The following is a 20,629-nucleotide window of genomic DNA, read 5'->3' as shown; positions in this document are numbered from 1 at the left end:
CGATCACGACAGAGCGTACAACTCAATTTCCTCGTCGACTCCTTTCACAAAGGTCGGGCCGAGCACCCGCGCCGTTTCGGGCGGCTTGCTCAGCGCATCGAATACTTCGCGCGAGACGAGAAATTGCGTGTGGCACTCCTTATTAAGCTGTTCGATTCGGGCGGCCAGGATCACCACACTACCCGTTACGGAGTATTGCTGCCGGGTTTCGGTACCAATGTTGCCCACGACCGCATCGCCGACGTGAATGCCGATCCCGAGCGTAGTGGGTACCATGAGTTTCTCGGCGTTGGCCTGCTCAATCGCGTCCAGAATGGCGAATCCAGCCTGAACGGCCATCTCGGCAGGGTTTTGGGTTTCGACAGGAGCCCCGAAGGTGATCATGCAGCCATCGCCCAGAAACTGGTACACTACACCATGGTACTGCTCAACGATACGGATAATGATTCCGAAAAAGGCATTCTGATAGTCCATTACCTCCTCGGCCGTATGGCGGCTGGCGTAGCGGGTAAAATCCCGGATATCCAGAAACATGACCGCGACCTGCATGTGGCGGCTTTTGTAATTTCCCTGCTGTTCGAGCACCGCCCTGGCAATTTCGGGCGATACCTGCTGGCCAAAGAGCGCTACCGCTTTCTGCTCAGTTTCGGTGGCGCGGATGGTGTCGGTAATGCTCGATCGAATCTGCCGGGACACGTAGCCGGCCGCAACGCCCCCCAGCGCCAGCAATACACCCTTGATTACGTACAGGAATGGTGATGCTATAATAACCGTAAAGTCAGTGAGCATCATCGGCGCAGGTTCGGCAATGAACCAGCAGAGCAGTATGAATTCGAGCCCCGCAATAAATCCGGTATAGATCGATAGCCAGAAATTCAGCCGGAGCGTCGATAAGATGATAAAGAACATGTAGATGTACACCAGCGGGCTATGGGTAATCAGCAAAGGTTCGCTGAGGTGCCGCGAAACGACGTACATGATGAGCGTAATGGACGTAATCTCAAACGTAGCGTTACCAAACTTGAAGATGGTCGGCACGCTGATGTGCGTCTGCAACTGCGTTTTCAAAAACTGCCTGACGCCCAGCTCGTACAGACTCATACCGACGAAGTACAGCGCAATGCTTAACAGCGGCCGGTCGGGAAAACTAATGAGGTGCATCCGGTGCAGCACCGGGAGAAAAATCACCTGCAGCAGCGTAACGACCAGAAAAATGGCCGATAGTGCGGTGGCTCGCTGAACCTCCCGTTTCAGGCTTTCATCGGCAAAATGTTCCTGAAAATACGGTTCAATGATTGTGCTTGGAGCAGATAGGAACGGAAAGGTCATTTCATGAGGAAGGCGCTGTTTACGTTGACGTAACAATCCTCTGCTCTGATTGATTCACACGTTTCCTTATCTCTTTATCCGCAGGCGATGTGTTCTTTTAGAAACCATAGGCCACCCCAACTCCCACGGCCACCTGGCCATTCGGCATGGGTGCGGTCGACAAGCCAACCCGGGGCTGACGGAGCAGCTGGTTATACCGCGTGACGGCCTTGTTGACCTGGCCGTTACCAATGATCGTAAACGTCAGCGCAGCCGCAATGGAACCGCCGTACACGGTCCAGTAAGCGCCCTTCCGCCCGTTGTTGTTAACCAGCACATAAGCCAGCGTAGCCAGCGAGGTCAGGCGGCTGAGCGTTGTCCAGGTGCGAAAATTCCGGAAATGCCGGCTGACGGCGGGGTCGTCGATTTCGTAAAAAGGGACTTCCAGCGAAAAGGGCGACGAAAGCTTCTTGCCGCCATAATAGTACACACTGCCCAGGGCCGACGAACCAAGCGCCCGTTCGATGGGCAGCAGATGGGCTGGAATAGGCTGCGATCGGTAGTGAGACGTATCGTCCCGACGGCGCTGCGCCTGGGTAGTGATGGCTATGAACAGGAGAATGGTGAGCAGTAAAGCGTTTCGCATACCGAGTAAACGAATAAGCGCGCCGTTTTAGCAAGTTAATTTTATGTAAAAAGAGATGACAACCTATCAAAAGGCGCCATCTCTTGCTTGGACTACCGTTCAAGTTGACTTACTTCAACCTACTTCACTACCTTCAGCGTACCCTGCATCAGCGACGAGTGGCCGGGGAAGGTACAGACGTACTGATAATCGCCGGGCTCGGTTGGGGCTACGAAATAGATGCTCTCGGCGCTCTCGGGCTGGAGGATGTTCGTGTGGTACAGCACGTCGGCCGAGTTCGGTACGTAGTTCATTTTCGGGCCGTTGAGGTTCAGCCGCAGGGCTGCGTTCCCGACGGCGTTGGCCGTTCCCGGTTTCACAATGACGCAGTTGTGCAGCATGTCGTCGTTGTTGTTGAACACCAGTTTCACGCGGCTGCCGGCTTTCACCTCCAGCTTTTCGGTATCGAACTTCAGGCCCGGCTTCGTCCCGACCGTGATCGTCTGGTCGGGGCCGTTGGTCCAGTCGGTGGGCAGGTCGGTGATGCGCTTGGCGTTTTTAACCGCTGCTACGGCCGCCTTGCCTACTTTATTTTTGTTAACGGGGGGTTCGGGCTTTGTCGAGGCTGTCGCCATCATGGCGCTGTGGTCGTGTTTTGGGCGGGCCGCTACGTTCGCTTTGTCGCCGGGGGCAATGGCGTTGAGCGTGTAGTAGCCGGTTGGGTGCAACAACGCCAGATTTCCAGCTGCCGACCGTACGCCCTCGGCTTTCACTTCGTGGATGTAGCCTTCGCGCAGGACCGTATCGGCCACAATGCGGGCCGTCAGGCCATCGGCCGAGACAATTACCCCCCGAATCGGCACGGGCCGGGCGTCTTCGATGGGACTGCCGTAGGTCCTGTGGTATTTATACGTAAAGCTGTTCAGGCTGTACGAATCCGGATTTTCGGCCGTTTTGCGGTCGACGGGCAGGGTAAACTCCACATCGAAGCCATCGGGTTTCGAACGAATGGTTTTTATTTCGAACGGGGTCTTGCCGGTCCAGACCAGCCGCTGAATGCCGTACGGGTCTTTCCCGGTTGCCGACCAGCCCCGGCTGGTTTGTCCAACGAACATGGAGCCATCCTGCCCCCAGACGGTACGGATAATACCCGACTGGAAGCCCTCGCGGAAGGGGAAACAGGCCCCCTGCCATTCGCCGTTGACCTTCTCCAGGGCGACGCGCATGATTTTGCTGTGTCCCTGGTCGCCTACGAACAGTTGGCCGGAAAACGGACCAAACGCGCCATTCGTCGTATCTTCCTTAAAGTCAGACGTTGAAATGCCCATCAGCGTATGCGGAAACCACACGGCCGGCACTTTCAGGTTCTTGATCGTTTTGGCCACTTCGTGCATGGGTTTGCCCGTGCTCGGTACGTCTTCCGGCTTCAGCGCCAGCGGTGATCCGGGTTCGCTGCTCCAGCGGAGACCCGCCGGATTACCGGCAAAATCACCTTTTTCGAGGTGCGTCATCCGGCCCGAGCCGACCCAGTCGCCCTGGTTTTCGGTGTAGAAGATGCTCCCGTCGCGCAACACGCCGAAGCCCGCGGGCGAACGCAAACCCGTTGCCCAGGGTGTCATCTCGCCTTTGTCGTTCAGCTTCAGCATCCAGCCGCGCCACTTGGCCAGGCTGGCCCCGAAGCCGATCCAGTCGAGGTTCAGCGTGATGACCATGTCGCCATCGGGCAGCAGCACCGGGCCGTATGAGTATTCGTGGTAGTTCCCCGACAGCGGCCATTTGTAGAACGACCGGTATTCATCCGCTACGTCGTCGCCGTCATTGTCAACGAGCTTGGTAACCTCGCCCCGCTGCGTACAGAGAAAGTACCCTCTGCCATCGGGCCCGCCCGACCGGTACAGTAAGCCCAGCGGCTCGTGCAGTCCCGCAGCAAACCGCTTGAACGTTGGTACGCGGCTACCCTGCATGTAGGGATTACCGATGATCCAGACCTCACCCCGGCGCGTACAGGCCGCCAGCCGTCCATCGGGCATGGGAGCCAGTCCACCCACTTCCAGCTTGATGTCTTCCGGAATGGGCAACGTTACGATGCGGTAATAGTCCTCTTCCGTAGCCGGGCGTTGCGCAAACGCGGGCACGAACAGAAGAGCGGCAAGAAAAAAAGATAGGACTTGTTTCATGGCTATTCAGCGAACAGATGCCAGACCTGCTCAGGTAGGTTAGAACACAATTGAATACTGCACCGAGCCGGCGCCGTTTTTCAGGACAACGGGCAACAGCAACTCCTGCCTCCCGGCCACCTGACGTAGTTTCGCCTTTGCTTTCGGGTCAAACCGGACGTAATACCGCCGGTCGTTTATCGCGTACACCCCTTTTTCGACTTCTTCCAACGCCCCGGCCGCCAGACGGCAGTAGATGGTTCCCCGGGGTTCGCCTTTCAAAGCCAGCGTACGGACGAGGGCATTACCCTCCGGACGGATTGTTTCGGTTACGGTAGCCCCCGCCAGGCCGTACTCAACAGTCGGCATACCGTCTTTATCGACCATCAGACCCTTGTACTGAAGTGCGTTTTCATCGGCGCTATCGGGCCAGGCGGCATTTTCGTCGTTCAGCGTCATCAGCGCCGTCTGGGCGGGCAGGTGGACGGTGACTCCCAGCGGAGACAGCAGCTGCGGCTCGCCCCGCTCATACCACATCTCCGTGGCGTTGGCAAAATCGCCTTTCCAGACCTGCAACAGCGCCATCTGGTTCAGATCGAGCGTGTAGTGCATCCCGGCGGGCGTACCAACCGACAGGCTGTGGGTTCGTTTTTTTGTTTCGCCCGGCACCTGCACAAACGAGCGGATCAGCTCCGGCCGGGCTTTGGCCTGCACGCTGATGGCCCCCACCGGATCCGGTTCGGGCAGCGACGCCAGCGCGTGGAGGGGCTGCGGACGCGTACCGGCCTGCGAGACAAACAGGCCCAGTCCCGGCCGGAACCACGACCGGGAAAAATACACCTTAACATCGTGCGGACCGGCCGACAGAGTGACGTTGCCCGTACTCGACTGGCCCAGTTCCCGGTGGCTGACAGGAATCACCTCTTTGCCATCGACCCACAAAGCAGCTACCCCGCCCTGATTCAGGTCGAACTGGTACTCACCCGCCTGAAGCGCATTCAGTTTGCCGTTGAAAAGCAGCGTATACTGACGCGGCTGACCGTACGCAACTTCGTAGTTCAGCAGGGCCGTCGTGTCCTGTTTCAGCACTTTCTTCCGGGCAGCCTCCGCCGGATCCTGGATATACCCTCCTTCTACGATGGTATAACTCACAGGGCCGCTCCACCGGGCCACATCACGCGGCATCATGGTTCGGGAGCCTACATTTCGAACAGCTACGGTACCGTTCTTATCCATTAGGGTCACTGCGTTGGCGGTTCGGCCGCTCAGAATCTGCCCTTCGCGGACGGTAACGCCATTCAGAACCAGTTTTTCGAGGATGTCGTTTTCTTTTGGCCCACCCATCTTATACCACACCTCAACGGTCTGCCACAGTCCGGGCGCCTTCGACAGCCGGGGCAGATCGAGCGAATGCGCAAAACTGATCGGCTGACCACTCGGCAGGGTGAGCAACACATCCGAATTGGCCGTCATCAATACGTCGAAGCGCATCCGAAAATCGTCCGTAGGTTTAAGCAACGTCAGCGGCTCGCGGGTTCCTGTCAATATGGTCGTACCGGGCTGGGTTTTCAGAGAACCACTGCCGGGTCCTGCCGCTACGGCTCCCACCAGCTGCCAGCCGGCCGGACGGGTTAGCTGAGCCACGGGTGTTGCCGGCAAATCGGCCTGTGCCTGAGCGAACGTAACAGCCACGCTACTGAGCCATCCGGCCGCCAGGCTGCCCAGGAGCCATTTTCGGAATACTATCATAGGAATAGATACTGAGTTTAGTTAAAAAGCAGACACGGTTCGTTTTCTTTGAATTGTGTCCTAAAAAATCAAAAATAATGAATGCCCGCCGTTTATCGCACTCAGCGTAAACCTTTCGTCTGCTCAGCCAGTTAACCGGGCGTCAACTCGTACCATCAACCCATTCCCTGCCATGAAACTGATCCTGCTTGGCCTGACGGTAGCCGCTACGCTTTCTGTCTACAACGTCGATACACCCACGGCCGATCCGTCCGGCACGAAGACAACTGTACCGGCCCCTGACCCCAACAACGGCGGTTTGAAACTTGTCGGTGGCTTCAGCGCCCTCACCTTTGCCGATAACCTCGGCAAGGCCCGCCACATCGCCGTGGACCCGACCACCGGTACGGTTTTCGTTAAGCTCGGCGACCTCAAAAACGGCAAAGGCATCGTTCAGCTCCGCGACACCAACGGCGACGGTCGCGCTGACCAGACCGTTACGTTCGGCAACTACACCGGCACGGGCGCGGGGATTTACAACGGCTACCTCTACGCATCGGCCGACACGGCGGTGTTCCGGTATAAACTCACCAACGGCAAAGTACTGGCCGGGGCGAAAGGCGAACCGATCGTAACCGGCCTGACGCTGCAGCGCCAGCATGCGTCGAAGTCGTTTGCTATCTCGCCGGACGGCAAGCTATACGTCAATTTCGGTGCCCCCTCGAACGCCTGTCAGGAACAGGACCGCACGCAGGGCTCGAAAGGGCAGGACCCGTGCCCGCTGCTCGAAAACTATGGCGGCATCTGGGTCTTTGACGCCAACAAACTGAATCAGAGGCAGTCGGACGGGAAACGGTATGCAACGGGTATCCGGAATGCCGTTGCCCTGGACTGGAACACCGCCACCAACACCCTCTACGCCCTGCAGCACGGCCGCGACATGCTGGCGACACTGTACCCAAATCAGTATACCGACGAGCAAAGCGCCGAACTGCCATCGGAAGAGTTTCTGATGGTCAAAGAAGGGTCTGATTTTGGCTGGCCGTACTGCTACTACGACCACTTCCAGAAAAAGAAGGTGCTGGCGCCTGAATTTGGTGGCGACGGTAAAACGGAAGACCGCTGCGCCGGCAAAGACAAACCGATCATGGCTTTTCCCGGCCACTGGGCACCCAACGATCTGCTGTTCTACACGGGGGGTAGCGGGGGCCGGAACGCCTTTCCGGAGCGGTACAAGCATGGCGCGTTTGTGTGCTTCCATGGCTCCTGGAACCGGGCGCCCCTGAAACAGGGCGGCTATTTTGTCGCCTTCATTCCGTTCGGCCCGGACGGCCGCCCCTCCGGCGACTATGAGGTGTTTGCCGAGAATTTCGCGGGGGTGGCAGAACCGGGTAAGCCCGGCACCAGCGCCAACGCCGGAAAGCCGGATCTGGTCAGTCCGGGCGATGCGAAACACCGGCCGGTTGGTCTGGCGCAGGGACCCGATGGCTCGCTCTACATCACCGACTCCGTGAAGGGCACAGTCTGGCGCATTATGTACACCGGAAAGAAAAGCTGAAATACCCCAAACCCCTGGAGGGGCTTAGCGCTGCTTATCATGGACCCGTGAAATTAGCAGCGCTAAGCCCCTCCAGGGGTTTGGGGTGAAATGCAGTACCAGTGCAAAATCCATATAAACCCTCTACTACGAAGGTCGTTGTATTGTACGTTTACTGCACAGGCAACGGCGCCGTATCAACACGTTTGAAAACCGTTTTTCCCAAAGGTGTTTTCGTGGCACGCAGCACCTCTCCGCGCGGATTGGCCCGAAACGAGATGTGCACCCAGCCATCGAACTCCTGGATGATCTGGTCGAACGGTAGTTTCATGGCGCGGGCCCGCTGGAACAACTCCTCTACGCTGACCGCCGGATTCACGACTTCAATATCAGCCGCCTGGCCAAGCAGGTGCTGACTTTTTGTGGCTCCCCCTACCAGGCTATTTACCCGCGGGCATCGGTAGCCGCTGTTCACCCGAAGCGGCATGTTCAGTCCCATCCGGAGCGGCTCCAGTACGTTCTGGCAAAGAAGCTCAAGGTTCTTAATGATTTGATTACTTGGCTCAAACTGCTCGTTGAATTGAAAACGAACGGCCGTTTCGCTCGTCAGCAGCTCATGCAGCGTGAAATGAGCGGTTAGATTTCGGTTAGAAACTGGCATAGTTGTAAAAAGGGGAAAGGTTGATGGATGAATGTAGCTAATAAATTAATTACTAGTAAGTTACGAAGTCGTTAGTTAATCTATGAGTAAACTAAACTGTGTTTTATTTTCCGGTAGCCTCAATTTTAGTATGGCGGTATTCCCTTCCGTTGTAACTTGAGTTTGGTAGGCCCTCGCCATAGATAATGAGTCCTTATCGAACGACGCTATGCGGGTAATTTTCCTACCGCTACGGTCATGAACGACGTTACCCTCCTCTCCCGCTTACAATTCGCGTTTACGATTGCTTTCCACTACATCTACCCACCACTGACGATTGGCCTGGGTGTCTGTCTGGTTTTCATGGAAGGCATGTACCTTCGGACCAAAAACAAGGTATATGAAGATCTGACCCGGTTCTGGATCAAGATTTTCGCCCTGATATTCGGTATTGGCGTAGCAACCGGCATCGTCATGGAGTTTGAATTCGGCACCAACTGGGCCACCTACTCGCGCTACGTCGGCGATGTGTTCGGCAGTGCCCTGGCCGCCGAAGGCATTTTTGCCTTTGCCCTTGAATCGGGCTTCCTCGGGATTCTGCTGTTCGGCTGGAATCGGGTTAGTCCCCGGGTGCATTTCATCGCTACGGTACTGGTCGCGCTGGGTTCCATTTTCTCGGCCATCTGGATTGTCGTCGCCAATTCCTGGATGCAGACCCCGGCGGGTTTTCGCATTGAAGGCCACGACATGCAGGCCCGCGCGGTGATTACTGACTTCTGGGCGATGATCTTCAACCCTTCGTCGGTTGAGCGGCTGTCGCACGTACTGGTGGGCGCGTTTTCGTCGGGCGCGTTTCTGGTGCTGAGCGTCAGTGCGCTGTATATCCTCCGCGGTCAAAACCTCGAACACGCGCAGAAGGGCTTTAAAATCGGCTTGTGGGTAGCTACGTTTGCCGCACTGTTATCGCTGTTTACGGGCCATTCGGCAGCCAACGTAGTCGGTAAATACCAGCCGATCAAAATGGCTGCGATGGAAGGGCACTGGGATTCCATGGCCCCGGCCGATGCGTACGTTTTTGGTTGGGTTGATAAACAGAACGAGGTTACGCACGGCCTGAAAGTCCCCGGTGGCCTGTCGTTTCTGCTCCACTTCGACCCCAGCGCCAACGTACCGGGTCTGAAAAAATATCCGGTCAACGACCGCCCCGGTCCGGTCAACTTCGTGTTCCAGTCGTACCACATTATGGTGACGCTCGGGTTTGCGATGATCGGCCTGACGTTGCTGGCACTGTGGCTGCTGTATCGCAAGCGGCTCTACGAGCAGCGCTGGCTCATGTGGATTTTCGTGTTTTCGGTCCTGATGCCGCAGATTGCCAACCAGGTTGGCTGGTACTCCGCGGAGGTGGGTCGACAGCCCTGGGTGGTGTACGGCCTGCTCCGGACATCGGACGCCCTGTCGGAAGCCGTTCGGGCTGAGCAGGTGCTGGTTTCGCTGATTTTGTTTACGCTCGTGTATTTCGTCTTGTTTTTGCTCTTCATCTACCTGCTCAACAAGAAAATCCAGCACGGCATCGACACCGGCGGCACTACCGATCATTCGGGGCCGCTGTCTACCAAAAACCCAGACGTTTTTTCAACCGCGCGGTAATTAAATTATCGAATGATTGAGTGGTTGAATGATTGAATTAACGGATTGTCCTCGGTTCAATCATTCACCAACTCAATCATTCAACAACTCAATCATTCAACCCATGGAAACAGTACTTGGTCTTGACTTACCGACCTGGTGGTTTTTGCTGCTGGGCGCTCTGATAACGGGATACGGCATTCTGGACGGTTTTGATCTGGGAGCCGGTGCGCTGCATTTGTTCTTTCGCAAAGAGGAAAGTCGCCGGATTGTGCTCAACGCCATCGGGCCGGTCTGGGACGGCAACGTGGTCTGGCTGGTCATCTCGGCGGGCGTGTTGTTTTCGGCCTTTCCGATGGTGTACGGTACGTTGCTGTCGGCGTTTTACCTGCCGTTTATTCTGCTGCTGTTCGGCATCATTTTCCGGGCCATTTCGATTGAGTTTCGGAGCAAGGAGCCGATGAAGTGGTGGCGACGGCTGTGGGATTTCAGCTACTTTGCGTCCAGTACGTCTATCGCGCTGATTCTGGGGTTGATTCTGGGCAACATGGTACAGGGCATTCCGCTCGACAGCAACCACCGCTTTGTCGGTACGTTGCGGGGCTTTCTGAATCCGTACGCCATCCTGATCGCCCTCACTACCTTGTCGCTGTTCATGCTCCACGGGGCCATGTACCTGGCAATGAAGACCGAAAGCCGGCTTTATGCCAAACTGACCATCCTGATCAACTGGACCAGCAAGCTGTTTATCCTCTGCTTTATTGCTTCGGCGGTGGCCACGCTGATCTACGTTCCGCACATGGCCGCCATCTTCCGCGACCGCCCGTTTTGGTTCGTGGTTCCGATGGCGGCTCTGCTCATCGTCCTGAACATTCGGTACAGCATCGAGAAACGGCGGTATCTGCTGGGCTTCATTTCATCGGCCGTTACGACCTCGCTCATGCTGGTACTGGTCGCGCTGGGACTATATCCTAACCTGCTGTTTTCCAACATCGACCCCAACAACCACATCAGCATTTACGACGCAGCGTCGACGACTAAATCGCTGGGTATCATGCTGGGTTTTGCGTTCGTCGGTGTTCCGTTGGCGGCTGCCTACACCATCTTCTCGTTCTACACATTCCGCGGCAAGGTAAAGCTGGACGATAGCAGTAGTTATCTGTAATGGCTCGGTTTTATAAAGGATTATCCCTCAATCCAGACGTATGCGCTTTGGTACGCTTCTCCTGGTTTTACTGACCTGTCTGCTGACCGCTGCCACCCTTCGGGTGTTGCCAAGCGGTCAGCAACCGGCCCGCACCGTCGCCCAACGACCCAACATCGTTTTCATCCTGGCCGACGACCTCGGCTACATGGATCTGCGCTGCTACGGCAATCCGTACAACGAAACGCCGAATCTGGATTCGCTGGCCCGGCGGGGCATCCGGTTCACGCAGGCGTATTCGGCCTGTCCGGTCTGCTCCCCGTCGCGGGCCGCTATCCTGACGGGGAAGCACCCGGCCCGGCTTCACCTGACCAATTTCATCGGCGGGGAGCGCGTAGATACGACATCGTCGCTGCTGCCGGCCAACTGGCGTCGCTACCTGCCCGCTTCGGAAACAACGCTGGCCGAACTACTCAAGCAGCAGAGCTACGTAACGGGCATGGTCGGCAAATGGCACCTTGGGGCCGCTGGTGATTCGCTTACACCGACCGCTCAGGGTTTCGACTACGAACGGCAGATCAGCAAAAACGGACTGGATTACTACAATTATTCCATTGTCTCGAACAACAGGACCGTTTTTGAGGACACCGGTAAGGAGTATCTGACCGACAAGCTGACCGACTACGCCCTTGAGTTCATTGACCAGAATAAGGGGAAGCAACAGCCGCTTTTTCTGTACCTGGCGTATTCCGCCCCGCATATTCTGCTGATCCCCCGGGCCGATAAGCTGAGTAAGTTTCTGTACCGCTACCCGCGTTTCAACGGCCGGTACAATCCATCCTATGCGGCCATGCTGCTCAGTCTCGACGAGGGGGTTGGCCGGGTACTGCAAAAGCTAAACGACGCCGGCTTAGCCGACAATACGCTGGTTGTGTTCACCTCCGACAACGGCGGGCTCGGGATGCCCGAAGCAGGCCCGGCGCCAACGGATAATTCGCCCTTACGAAAGTGGAAAGGACACGTCTACGAAGGCGGTATCCGCGTACCGCTGATTATGGCGGGGTCCGGCATAACTGCCCAAAACGCCACCTGCGACCGCTACCTGACGGGCACGGACTTCGTACCGACGTTTATGGAGATGCTGCAAACGAACTGGAAGCCAACCGTACCGGACGGCAAAAGCTTTTACGCCCTGCTTGGCAACCCGGCCGCTGCCTTTCAGCGCGGACCTGTTTTCTGGCATTATCCACATTTCAGCAATCAGGCGAGTCGACCGTCGGCGGCCATTCGGGATGGCGACTATAAACTGGTTGAGCACTACGAAACCGGCAAAACTGAACTGTATAACCTCGGCAACGACCTGTCGGAGAGCACCGACCTGGCGCAGCAACAGCCTCAGAAAGCCAGGGAACTGCTCGGAAAACTAACGAAATGGCGTGCTGAGGTGCAAGCCAATATGCCGCGACCCAACCCGGCCTATGCGGTTAAGCGATAGCTGGTCAGCTACACTACAAAGGGCTACGCAATGGACAGTACAATCTTACCGAACTGCTCTGAGGTTGTCATTTTCCGGATAGCCTGATCAGCTTCGGCCAGGGGCAGTGCGTCGTCAATGACAGGACGAAGCTGATGCTGCTCGTAAAAGGTAAGCACAGCGGCAAATTCGTCGGGAGAACCCATCATGGTTCCGATAAGGGCCAGTTGCTTTGAATACAACGCATTGGGAACCAGCTCTGGTAGGTTTCCGCGGGTTGCGCCGAAGAAAACGATCCGTCCCCCAATTTTAGCCAACTTCACCAGGTCGGCAAAGCCATTGCCGGCCGCACTGTCGACGATGAGGTCAAAGCCGTTTCCGGAAGCGGCTTTCAACTGGTCGACCCAGTCAGCATCGTGGTAGTTAACTCCACCCCTGGCCCCGTACTGCTTAGCGCGTTCCAGCTTCTCAGCCGACCCGCTGGTGACGTATACATTCGCCCCGATCTGATTAGCTATCTGGAGCATAAACAACGCCACGCCACCGCCAATACCCGTCAGCAGTACATTTTGCCCGGGCTTCAGATTGCCCTGCGTGAATAAGGCACGGTAGCCGGTCAGGGCCGCCAGAGGCAAAGCCGCCGTTTCGGCAAACGATAAATACGTCGGTTTATCGTACACGTTCTCGGCCGGCACGACAATGTACTCGGCAAACGTACCTTGCGACGGAATTCCTAGAATCTGGAAGTCGGCGCTCTGAGCCAGCGGATTATCACCCCAATACAACGACGGCAAAATAACGACCTCCTTTCCAATCCGGTCGGGCGAAACGCCTTCGCCAACGGCCGTTATGATACCGGTGCCGTCGGAACCCGGTACGCTGGGCTGACGGGAGGCCCCTTGCTGGAGCCACCAGTCACGGCGGTTGAGGGCAGCGGCTTTCAATTGAACCTGTACCTGACCGGTTGCGGGCGTTGGGGTTGGAAGGTCAACAAGTTGCAGAGGTTTACCCTGCCCTTCCAGAACGATTGCTTTCATGATTCGTTGGGTGTTGATTGTATGACGCTGCAAAAGTAGCCGCGCCCCAACGAACCAAGCCGGTAGTATTTCAGGTTTGATAAGTAGTTTTTCAGGTACTTATTATGCTAACCGAGCGATTATACCAGCCGTTTGATATTCGCCTGATGGACGTTGTGGACTGGCACCAGCCTCCTCATCAGCACGCGTTCTTTGAGTTGCTGTACATTCAGGATGGTGTTGGACGTCAGTGCATCAACCAGAACAAGTTTGCGTACCGAAAAGGCAATCTGTTTCTGGTAACCCCAACAGACTGCCACTCGCTTGATGTTGACGCACCGACTCAGTTTGTCAGCATCCGGTTCACCGAGCAGTTTTTCCAGACCGTTGCGGGTGAGCGCCCCGACTGGTTCAGGAAGCTGGAATACGTATTGGCACAGCACGCTCACCAGCCTGATTGCTTGCTTCATAACGACTCTGACCGTTTGTTTGCGGGCCAGCTGATCAATGGACTGGTCCGGGAATACGTTAACAAAGGCCCCTTTTACGAAACGATCCTCCAGAACGGCCTGCAACTCCTGCTGAACATCGTGGCCCGCAACGTAGCGGAGAAAGGGCACATCGGCCTGCCCGGAAACATCGCTTCATCGTCGATGCTGAAAGACATGACGCTGTATATCCAGCAGCATATTCACGAACCGGACAAATTGCGGGCCGATCACCTGGCCGACCGCTTCAACCTGTCTCCCACCTACATCGGCGAATACTTCCGCAAGCATACGGGCGAGAGCCTACAGAGCTACATCATTCGATACAAACTGAAGCTGGTTGAAAATCGGCTGGAGTTCAGCGATCTCACAGTGTCGCAGATTGCGGATGAATTAGGCTTCACGGACGAAAGCCACCTCAGCAAGCTGTTCCGGAAATATTACTCGATCAGCCCCAAGATGTACCGGCAGCGGGCAACAGCCTTTCCGGCTTAATCCGGTTGCCGCTCTCCGCGCCGTAGCGCATTCACCAGATTATGCGCCCGGCGGGTTGGTTCGGGAATACGGTACCCCCCATTGCAGCGGAGAGTCAGGTCAATGGCCGTTTCCATGTCGATCAGGTGACCGGGCGATACGTAGACCGGATTGACTTTATCTTTGGTTCGCAGGGCCGCTCCAATGACTTCACGGTAATGCGTCATGGGCGACCAGCTGCCGCGCTCGGGAGCCGGTTCGTCGTACTTACCGACCAGCACCGACTTGGCGCAGCCAAAGGCCGGCCGGTCGATGAACAGGCCCATGTGCGAAGCAATCCCGATCCGGCGAGGGTGCGCAATGCCCTGTCCGTCGAACATGACCACATCCGGCTCGATCCTGAGTTTAGCCCACGCATCCAGCAGGGCTGGCCCCTCCCGGAACGACAGCAGCCCCGGTACGTACGGAAAGGTGGCTGAGCTGATAACGCCTACTTCGGCCACTACGTCGAGGGTGTCGAGTTGGAGCACCACGATGCCGGCGTAGACCGTTTCCTCAAACTTGTTGAACGAAATATCGCAGCCCGCGATGGTCTCGACCGGGCGGGTCAGCGGCTCAATACGGATCTCACTCCGCAGTTGCTGCTGCAGGGCGACAGCCTCGGCCGGGGTGAGCTGCCAGCTATGCAGGTTGTTGAATCTAGCCATGTAACGTCCTGGCCAGGCGCCTGCCTGACCCGTTGAGTTGAAATGCTAAGGCCAAGCTGGTGCTTGGCCAGGACAAAGTATTACTACAAACGCCGACCAGCGGGAAAAGTTAGGGAGGCAGTTTGCCCTTCACACAGTCAGCCCGCCGTTTGCACAAAACAATCGGGTTTATCCAGGATATTTTGTTTATTTTTGATAAGCAAATCGTCTATTGGTTGCTTATTGCATGACGTACGAGGTCTGGAACGTGCTGTTTCTGGGCATGGTCACCACCATGCTCCTGTTTAACGTGGTGCAATGGTTTTCGTATCGGGAGCGCATCTACGGGCTGTATACCGCCTATGTTCTGGTCTGGGTGGGTTATTTTCTGATTCGCGGTACCACCCTCGACGACAACCTGCCCACCAACGCCCGGCATTTTGTACGCATTGCCGGGCCCATGCTGGCATACTTCGTTTATTACGATTTCGCCAACATATTCATTGGTATCCGCGAACGGCTCCCCGGCCTGTTAAAGTTATTTCGGGTTAGCCAGGTGTTTCTGCTGGCTTACATCGGCCTGGAGATCTGGTTCTGTTTTTTATCGGACCATTGGCGCGAACCAATTCACGAAACCATTCATTCCGTTGTCCGCATCACCCTGGCGGTGGTAGCCTGGTACATTATTTTCAAAATTTTCCGGGTTAAGAGCTACGCATCCCGCTACTTTATTTCGGGCTCGGCCATGCTCGTACTGGGCGGACTGGCGGCTATGCTGCTGACCATCTTTGCCTCCGACGAATGGCGCGATATGACCGGTTTCTGGCACGCCCCGCTGACATACATGCAGATCGGTATTATTCTCGAACTGATGTTCTTCTCCCTGGGTCTGGCCCAGCGGCAGCGGCAGGTGATCATCAAAAAAGCCGTAATTGAGCAGGAACTGGCTCGCGAACGGGAAAAACGTCACCGCGAACAACTGGAAGCCGAACTGGCCGTACAGCGCCTGAAACAGGAGGTTTCGGAGGTGCAGATGCGGGTGTTACAGGCTCAGCTAAATCCGCACTTTCTGTTCAATTCGCTCAACTCCCTGTCGTCGCTGATCTCCGACGCACCGGACAAAGCCGAAGAATTTGTCGATGAACTGTCGAAGGTGTACCGCTACCTGCTGCGCACAAACGAACACGAACTGACCACGCTCGACACCGAAATTGACTTCATTCACTCGTACTATCACCTGCTGAAAACCCGCTACGGCCGGGGTATTGAGCTGGAGCTGTCGATCGACCGCAGGTACCAGAATCATAAGCTCCCCCCGCTGACCCTGCAACTGCTGGTCGAAAACGCGGTCAAGCACAACGTAGTGTCGGCAAGTCGTCCCTTAATGATTCGGATCCGGACCAACGCGCTCAGTACGTTAGTCGTTTCGAACAACCTCCAGCGCAAATCGCGGGATCGGGTCATTTCTACCAAAAAGGGCCTGCTGACCATCATGACCAAATACGAGCTGCTCCATCAGCCCGAAGTAGACATCCGCGAAACCGACGACGAATTTGAAGTAGTGGTTCCGCTCATTGGGCCGGATAACGGGCTGTGAGCGAAGGGGTCTGTCTGGGGTCTTCACGTACCGGCCGAAGCGGAGACATATACTGCCGACGAAGCCAGCTGCTCAGCCCATCCAACCCCGGAAACAACACGCGTTCGTTGATGTTGGCCTGATCGAGTTTATCGCGGATTTCCCACTTCAGTCCGGCCGGGATGATGATTTTCCGGTACATATCGTCGTGGCTATCCAGCCACTCATCCAGCGGCAGTTCGGGACTGGATACGACCGAAAACAGGGCGTACTGGTTCACGATCCGATCATCGATGGACGGTGGCTCGAAAAACAGCGCAAACTTTTCCTCCGACAATCGATCAAACTCCTCCAGCGACTGGATATCGTTCAGCAGTTCGACCGTAAACACGTCGGCTCCTTCCTGATGCAGGGTAGAGGTGAGCGATTCGGGCAGAAACTGATGTACTTTCTTATAGTTGATGCACCACACGGCCCCATCGCGATCAAATAAGATGGGATCGGACGTAACAAAATGCAGCGCCACCAACGGAGAGAACGTCCAGTCCATCAGTCGCGTCGGAAGGCCATGATGCTGGGCTACCGCCAGCCAGTGCCAGAACGAGTCATGTTCCAGTACGTCGCGGGTTGCGTATTTTTTGAAGTTACGAAGCAGGTGTCCCTCAAACTGGCTGCAACCGGGCCCGAGCCGCATCAGCGACGTCGTTAGCGTGTAGGTATCATCGGGCATGCCGCGGAACGCATACGGAGATCGAAACCGCTGAATATCAGCCATCCAGGACTCTTCGTACAAACAATTCATCAGTTCATTCCAGCTCGACACACAACTCTCCATACAATCAGCACTACGTTAGGGTCATTCGTTTGCCTACTAACTTAGTATGGTTTATGATTGTTGGGTAATTATGCTTACACATTACGTACCGGTGCCGGCTCCGGTTAGCCAGATTCTGAGAAACCAGACTACGTCTATCAATTTAGTTTAGACGTTTGGCAAACACCTGCTGACCTAATTTGTTGTCTGATAATTAGTTCAACGTTTCATCAAAGCTCCTTCTCATGAACCTGCGCGCTCGAAGAATGGATCGGTCCACTGGCTCAACTCCACCACTTGGCGTTATGGCCAGCTCGTCGGCCGTACATGGCTGGCTGTTAGTGCTTCGGCTGTTGGTAACTGGCTTTATGTTCACGCACGGCATTCCTAAGCTTACTAAAATTCTGAACGGCAACATGGCCTTCGGCGACCCGCTTGGCCTTGGTAGCGGCCTCTCGCTGGTCCTGGCAACTTCGGCCGAAGTAGGTTGTGCGTTTTTAGTCCTGCTTGGGCTTTATACCCGACTGGCTACACTGCCGATTATGTTTACTATGGTGGTGGCGGCTTTTATCGCCAATGCCGACAAGCCATTCGGTGACAGAGAATTACCGTTACTCTATTTGTTGATCTATACGACCCTGTTCTTTCTGGGCCCGGGCAAATACTCCATTGACGGGCGCCGGGTAAGCAACTGGCGGCTCTGATACGATCCGTCCGTTTCCTTACGTAGCCAAGTTGTCAACTGATTCAGGGTTGACGATTCGTCAGATCAGCCAACGCCTGCCTAATTACAGGATCATGGCTGGCCCGCAGGTCATCCTTACCGACGATTACTTTGACGTCGACGGGAACACCGCTGCCTTCGTAACACTTGTTTTGGGCGTCATGAAACCGTTTTTGGGGTACCGAATAGAACCAGCCATTGGGTAGTTGCATAAATCGAAAACTATCAAAACTGCCTTCGGTGTTTTCGCCGACTAACCGAACATTGGGTAAAGGGTGCATGATAAGCGCGAGGATGTCGCCCGCGCTCACGGTTCGATCATTGGTCAGCAAAGCGATTGGCAGCTTTGGAAACTGGTGTTTGCCTTTGGGTCGCAGGCGAAACGTAGTCAGTTTAACAAAGTCTGTATACCCACCACGTTTTCGTCGGCGATACCGATAGCAACCCACCCGCCCCTTGTCGACAAAGCGACCGGCTACCCCAAAAGCAAACCGGTCTCCGCCCCCCTGGTTGAAGCGTATGTCCAGTAGTACTCCCCTGACCGATCCGAAATAGGCTAAGATGCTATCCAGTTCCCTCAGTTTTGGGCCTGACCCTCTCTTGCCATACGTACAGGAGCTAATTCGTACATAGCCGTAATCCCCGGATCTGGCGTAATAAAACTCCCGGGTACTGTCCTCGTTGGTTCCTCCAATCGCGCGTAATGGTTCAAAACCCTGCTTCGCTAAGGTGGCATCGGTAGCCTGCCAGTACGTCTGAACGGAATCCTTGTTAAACTGAAACTGATTGGAATAAACCGAGGGCTTTCTGGGCCAGAACACCTTCGGTGGTTTTACATTACGGATCGCTAACCGAACATGAGCGTCATGCAACGGTCGGATCATCTCCGACAGAACCGTGAACAAGCGCTCTGGCGAGGTAGTACTGTCGACCAGCGGTGCATACCTGATGTACTGTTGCTGCCAATCGACCTGTTTCATATCGAAAGTTGGATACTTATCCTGGTAGCTTTGCCAGAAAGCTTTGAACGTTAAAACGGGGTCGTTGTCTGGCCGGCGCTGGGCGGTAGCCTGGTGAACCACTAAACCGTACAGCCAAACAAAAGCAACTAAGTAGCTTTTCATTAGAGGTTTAATTCAACTTCTTCCATTCGGTATCCTGGCCGTGTTCGCGCAGGGTGAACTTAACCACCTTGCCCGCTTCATTCCTTTCAAAGGTGAATCTCGTATTATACGTCCCAAAAAAGAACCTGTCTTCTCCACTCGCGTACAGCGGCAGTTCAGAAAATTGCGTTTTGCCCTTTCCTTGCGCATACAATCCGTCGTTCTTTAACACAAGATCAATCTTGTACTTATCGTTCAGCGCGTAGCTTCCAACGTATTGACTCAAGGCCTTCGTTTCAAGCTTCATATACTGGCGGGGTTGCCACAAATCATACGGCTCACCGAAAACAATACCCGAAATAGCAATCATCAAGGGCACCAGCGACTCGCCATAGTTACCGAAGTTATTAAGCAAAACAATCGTCAGGTCTTCTTTCGGGTAGTACACAAAGGTTGACATGAAGCCAGGATAACCGCCGTCGTGCCGAACATACTCTTTGCCGTTTGTTTTGTCGATAAACCAGCCGTAGCCATATTGATTTAGCCGTGGTGTAAAGGCCTGCTTCCACGACTTTGCCGAAAGCAATTGTTGGTTAGCCACGGCCCGCCCCCACTTGTACATATCGCTGGTTGTGCTGTAGATTGCCCCGGCCGAATACGCCACCGTTGAATCGTAATGTGGATAAGGCGAGAAGTAATCGGTGGTTAACGTATCGTACCCAAATGCTCTCGATTGTGCCGGAAGATTAATGAAATCAAAGCCGGACTGGGTCATACCGAGCGGCTGAAAGATCATGTCGCGCATGGCCTGCTCGTAGGATTTACCGGTCACTTTTTCAATAATCATACCCAGCAGAAAGTATGCGGAGTTGTTGTAGGCGTACTGTTTGCCGGGCCTAAACTCCAACGGCTTGTCCCAGAATAGCTCCAGCACACGCTGCTTCGGCACCGGATGGCAGACAATAGCCGAATCCCCTTCATCAATCATGTCGGTGTAGTTGAAAATGCCCGACGTATGCGTTAACAAATGATGCAGTTTGATCTTGTCGCCATTAGGATAGTCAGGAAAGTATTGGCTTAGGTTATCATCTACCGATAGTTTATCCTCCTCCTGTAACTTCAGAATTAACGCCGACGTAAACGACTTTGTAATCGACAGAATCGGAAAACGGGTACTGGTGTCATTGGGTGCTTTGGTTACGGCGTTGCGAACCCCATACGCCTTGTGCAGCAGCACTTTCCCTTTGTGCGCTACCAGGGCGACACCATTGAACCGGTAAGCTTGTTGAGCCGAAGTGAGATATTCGTCCAGTTTTTCGGCCGTGGTTCTGACTTGTTGGGCGTTGAGTGGAGAGGTTAGGATTTGAGCGAGCAGTGCGGTAGCCGCCCATAGTAATCTTTTCATGTTACGTTGTTTTTGGCTCAAAACAGGCCAGAAACAAGGCTCAAATCTGCTCAGATCCGGATTTGAGAGGTAATTTTCACCACCAACTCCCCTGAAGGGAGCTGC

At 55.2% G+C, this 20,629-nt stretch carries 17 protein-coding genes; 7 read left to right on the top strand and 10 right to left on the bottom strand.

What is annotated here, in order from left to right:
- Positions 1-3: 3 nt before the first annotated feature.
- The 4 genes from DYU11_RS15830 to DYU11_RS15815 all read right to left on the bottom strand — a co-directional run bounded on the left by DYU11_RS15830 (position 4) and on the right by DYU11_RS15815 (position 5,838).
- Positions 4-1,329, bottom strand: a complete 1,326-nt coding sequence (locus tag DYU11_RS15830) for an adenylate/guanylate cyclase domain-containing protein (protein ID WP_119668668.1) — start codon at positions 1,327-1,329, stop codon at positions 4-6.
- Between the two features lie 97 nt (positions 1,330-1,426).
- On the bottom strand, positions 1,427-1,954 hold the full coding sequence (locus tag DYU11_RS15825) for a hypothetical protein (RefSeq protein WP_119668667.1): 528 nt from the start codon (positions 1,952-1,954) through the stop codon (positions 1,427-1,429).
- A 119-nt stretch (positions 1,955-2,073) separates the two neighbouring features.
- Positions 2,074-4,110: a plastocyanin/azurin family copper-binding protein gene (locus DYU11_RS15820; RefSeq protein WP_119668666.1), complete on the bottom strand. Its 2,037-nt coding sequence runs from the start codon at positions 4,108-4,110 to the stop codon at positions 2,074-2,076.
- Between the two features lie 39 nt (positions 4,111-4,149).
- Positions 4,150-5,838 (bottom strand): PA14 domain-containing protein, encoded by a 1,689-nt coding sequence (locus DYU11_RS15815; protein ID WP_119668665.1) that lies wholly within the window; start codon positions 5,836-5,838, stop codon positions 4,150-4,152.
- Positions 5,839-6,010: 172 nt separating this feature from the next.
- On the opposite strand from DYU11_RS15815, the gene DYU11_RS15810 reads away from it, so the two are divergent.
- Positions 6,011-7,375: a PQQ-dependent sugar dehydrogenase gene (locus DYU11_RS15810; protein WP_119668664.1), complete on the top strand. Its 1,365-nt coding sequence runs from the start codon at positions 6,011-6,013 to the stop codon at positions 7,373-7,375.
- Positions 7,376-7,526: 151 nt separating this feature from the next.
- Here DYU11_RS15810 and DYU11_RS15805 read toward each other — a convergent pair whose 3' ends face one another.
- Positions 7,527-8,015: a D-Ala-D-Ala carboxypeptidase family metallohydrolase gene (locus DYU11_RS15805; RefSeq protein WP_119668663.1), complete on the bottom strand. Its 489-nt coding sequence runs from the start codon at positions 8,013-8,015 to the stop codon at positions 7,527-7,529.
- 237 nt (positions 8,016-8,252) lie between these two features.
- On the opposite strand from DYU11_RS15805, the gene DYU11_RS15800 reads away from it, so the two are divergent.
- The 3 genes from DYU11_RS15800 to DYU11_RS15790 all read left to right on the top strand — a co-directional run bounded on the left by DYU11_RS15800 (position 8,253) and on the right by DYU11_RS15790 (position 12,259).
- Positions 8,253-9,641, top strand: a complete 1,389-nt coding sequence (locus DYU11_RS15800; protein WP_119668662.1) for a cytochrome ubiquinol oxidase subunit I — start codon at positions 8,253-8,255, stop codon at positions 9,639-9,641.
- 103 nt (positions 9,642-9,744) lie between these two features.
- Entirely contained in the window at positions 9,745-10,785 is a 1,041-nt protein-coding gene (cydB, locus tag DYU11_RS15795; protein ID WP_119668661.1) for a cytochrome d ubiquinol oxidase subunit II, read from the top strand.
- 40 nt (positions 10,786-10,825) lie between these two features.
- Positions 10,826-12,259, top strand: coding sequence for a sulfatase (locus DYU11_RS15790; RefSeq protein WP_119668660.1), 1,434 nt, complete (start codon positions 10,826-10,828; stop codon positions 12,257-12,259).
- A 23-nt stretch (positions 12,260-12,282) separates the two neighbouring features.
- Here DYU11_RS15790 and DYU11_RS15785 read toward each other — a convergent pair whose 3' ends face one another.
- On the bottom strand, positions 12,283-13,275 hold the full coding sequence (locus tag DYU11_RS15785) for a quinone oxidoreductase family protein (RefSeq protein WP_119668659.1): 993 nt from the start codon (positions 13,273-13,275) through the stop codon (positions 12,283-12,285).
- A 104-nt stretch (positions 13,276-13,379) separates the two neighbouring features.
- Here DYU11_RS15785 and DYU11_RS15780 point away from each other — a divergent pair, with 104 nt between their 5' ends.
- Positions 13,380-14,237: a helix-turn-helix domain-containing protein gene (locus tag DYU11_RS15780; RefSeq protein WP_119668658.1), complete on the top strand. Its 858-nt coding sequence runs from the start codon at positions 13,380-13,382 to the stop codon at positions 14,235-14,237.
- Here the strand turns inward: DYU11_RS15780 and nfi are convergent.
- Positions 14,234-14,923 (bottom strand): deoxyribonuclease V, encoded by a 690-nt coding sequence (gene nfi / locus DYU11_RS15775; RefSeq protein WP_119668657.1) that lies wholly within the window; start codon positions 14,921-14,923, stop codon positions 14,234-14,236. The two genes, DYU11_RS15780 and nfi, sit on opposite strands and share 4 nt — an antisense overlap.
- A gap of 226 nt (positions 14,924-15,149) precedes the next feature.
- Between nfi and DYU11_RS15770 the strand changes: the two genes are divergently transcribed.
- A complete protein-coding gene (locus DYU11_RS15770) occupies positions 15,150-16,499 on the top strand; it encodes a sensor histidine kinase (RefSeq protein ID WP_119668656.1) in 1,350 nt (449 codons plus the stop codon).
- Here the strand turns inward: DYU11_RS15770 and DYU11_RS15765 are convergent.
- Positions 16,474-17,313, bottom strand: a complete 840-nt coding sequence (locus DYU11_RS15765) for an FRG domain-containing protein (RefSeq protein WP_119668655.1) — start codon at positions 17,311-17,313, stop codon at positions 16,474-16,476. The two genes, DYU11_RS15770 and DYU11_RS15765, sit on opposite strands and share 26 nt — an antisense overlap.
- Positions 17,314-17,558: 245 nt before the next feature.
- Here DYU11_RS15765 and DYU11_RS15760 point away from each other — a divergent pair, with 245 nt between their 5' ends.
- Positions 17,559-17,996 (top strand): DoxX family protein, encoded by a 438-nt coding sequence (locus DYU11_RS15760; protein ID WP_119668654.1) that lies wholly within the window; start codon positions 17,559-17,561, stop codon positions 17,994-17,996.
- A gap of 43 nt (positions 17,997-18,039) precedes the next feature.
- Here DYU11_RS15760 and DYU11_RS15755 read toward each other — a convergent pair whose 3' ends face one another.
- Positions 18,040-19,140, bottom strand: coding sequence for a S41 family peptidase (locus tag DYU11_RS15755; protein WP_119668653.1), 1,101 nt, complete (start codon positions 19,138-19,140; stop codon positions 18,040-18,042).
- 7 nt (positions 19,141-19,147) lie between these two features.
- A complete protein-coding gene (locus tag DYU11_RS15750; RefSeq protein WP_119668652.1) occupies positions 19,148-20,524 on the bottom strand; it encodes a serine hydrolase in 1,377 nt (458 codons plus the stop codon).
- Positions 20,525-20,629 lie beyond the last annotated feature (105 nt).

The sequence above is a fragment of the Fibrisoma montanum genome (assembly GCF_003583365.1).
GTDB lineage: Bacteria > Bacteroidota > Bacteroidia > Cytophagales > Spirosomataceae > Fibrisoma > Fibrisoma montanum.
This window is presented reverse-complemented; position numbering and strand designations above follow the sequence as displayed.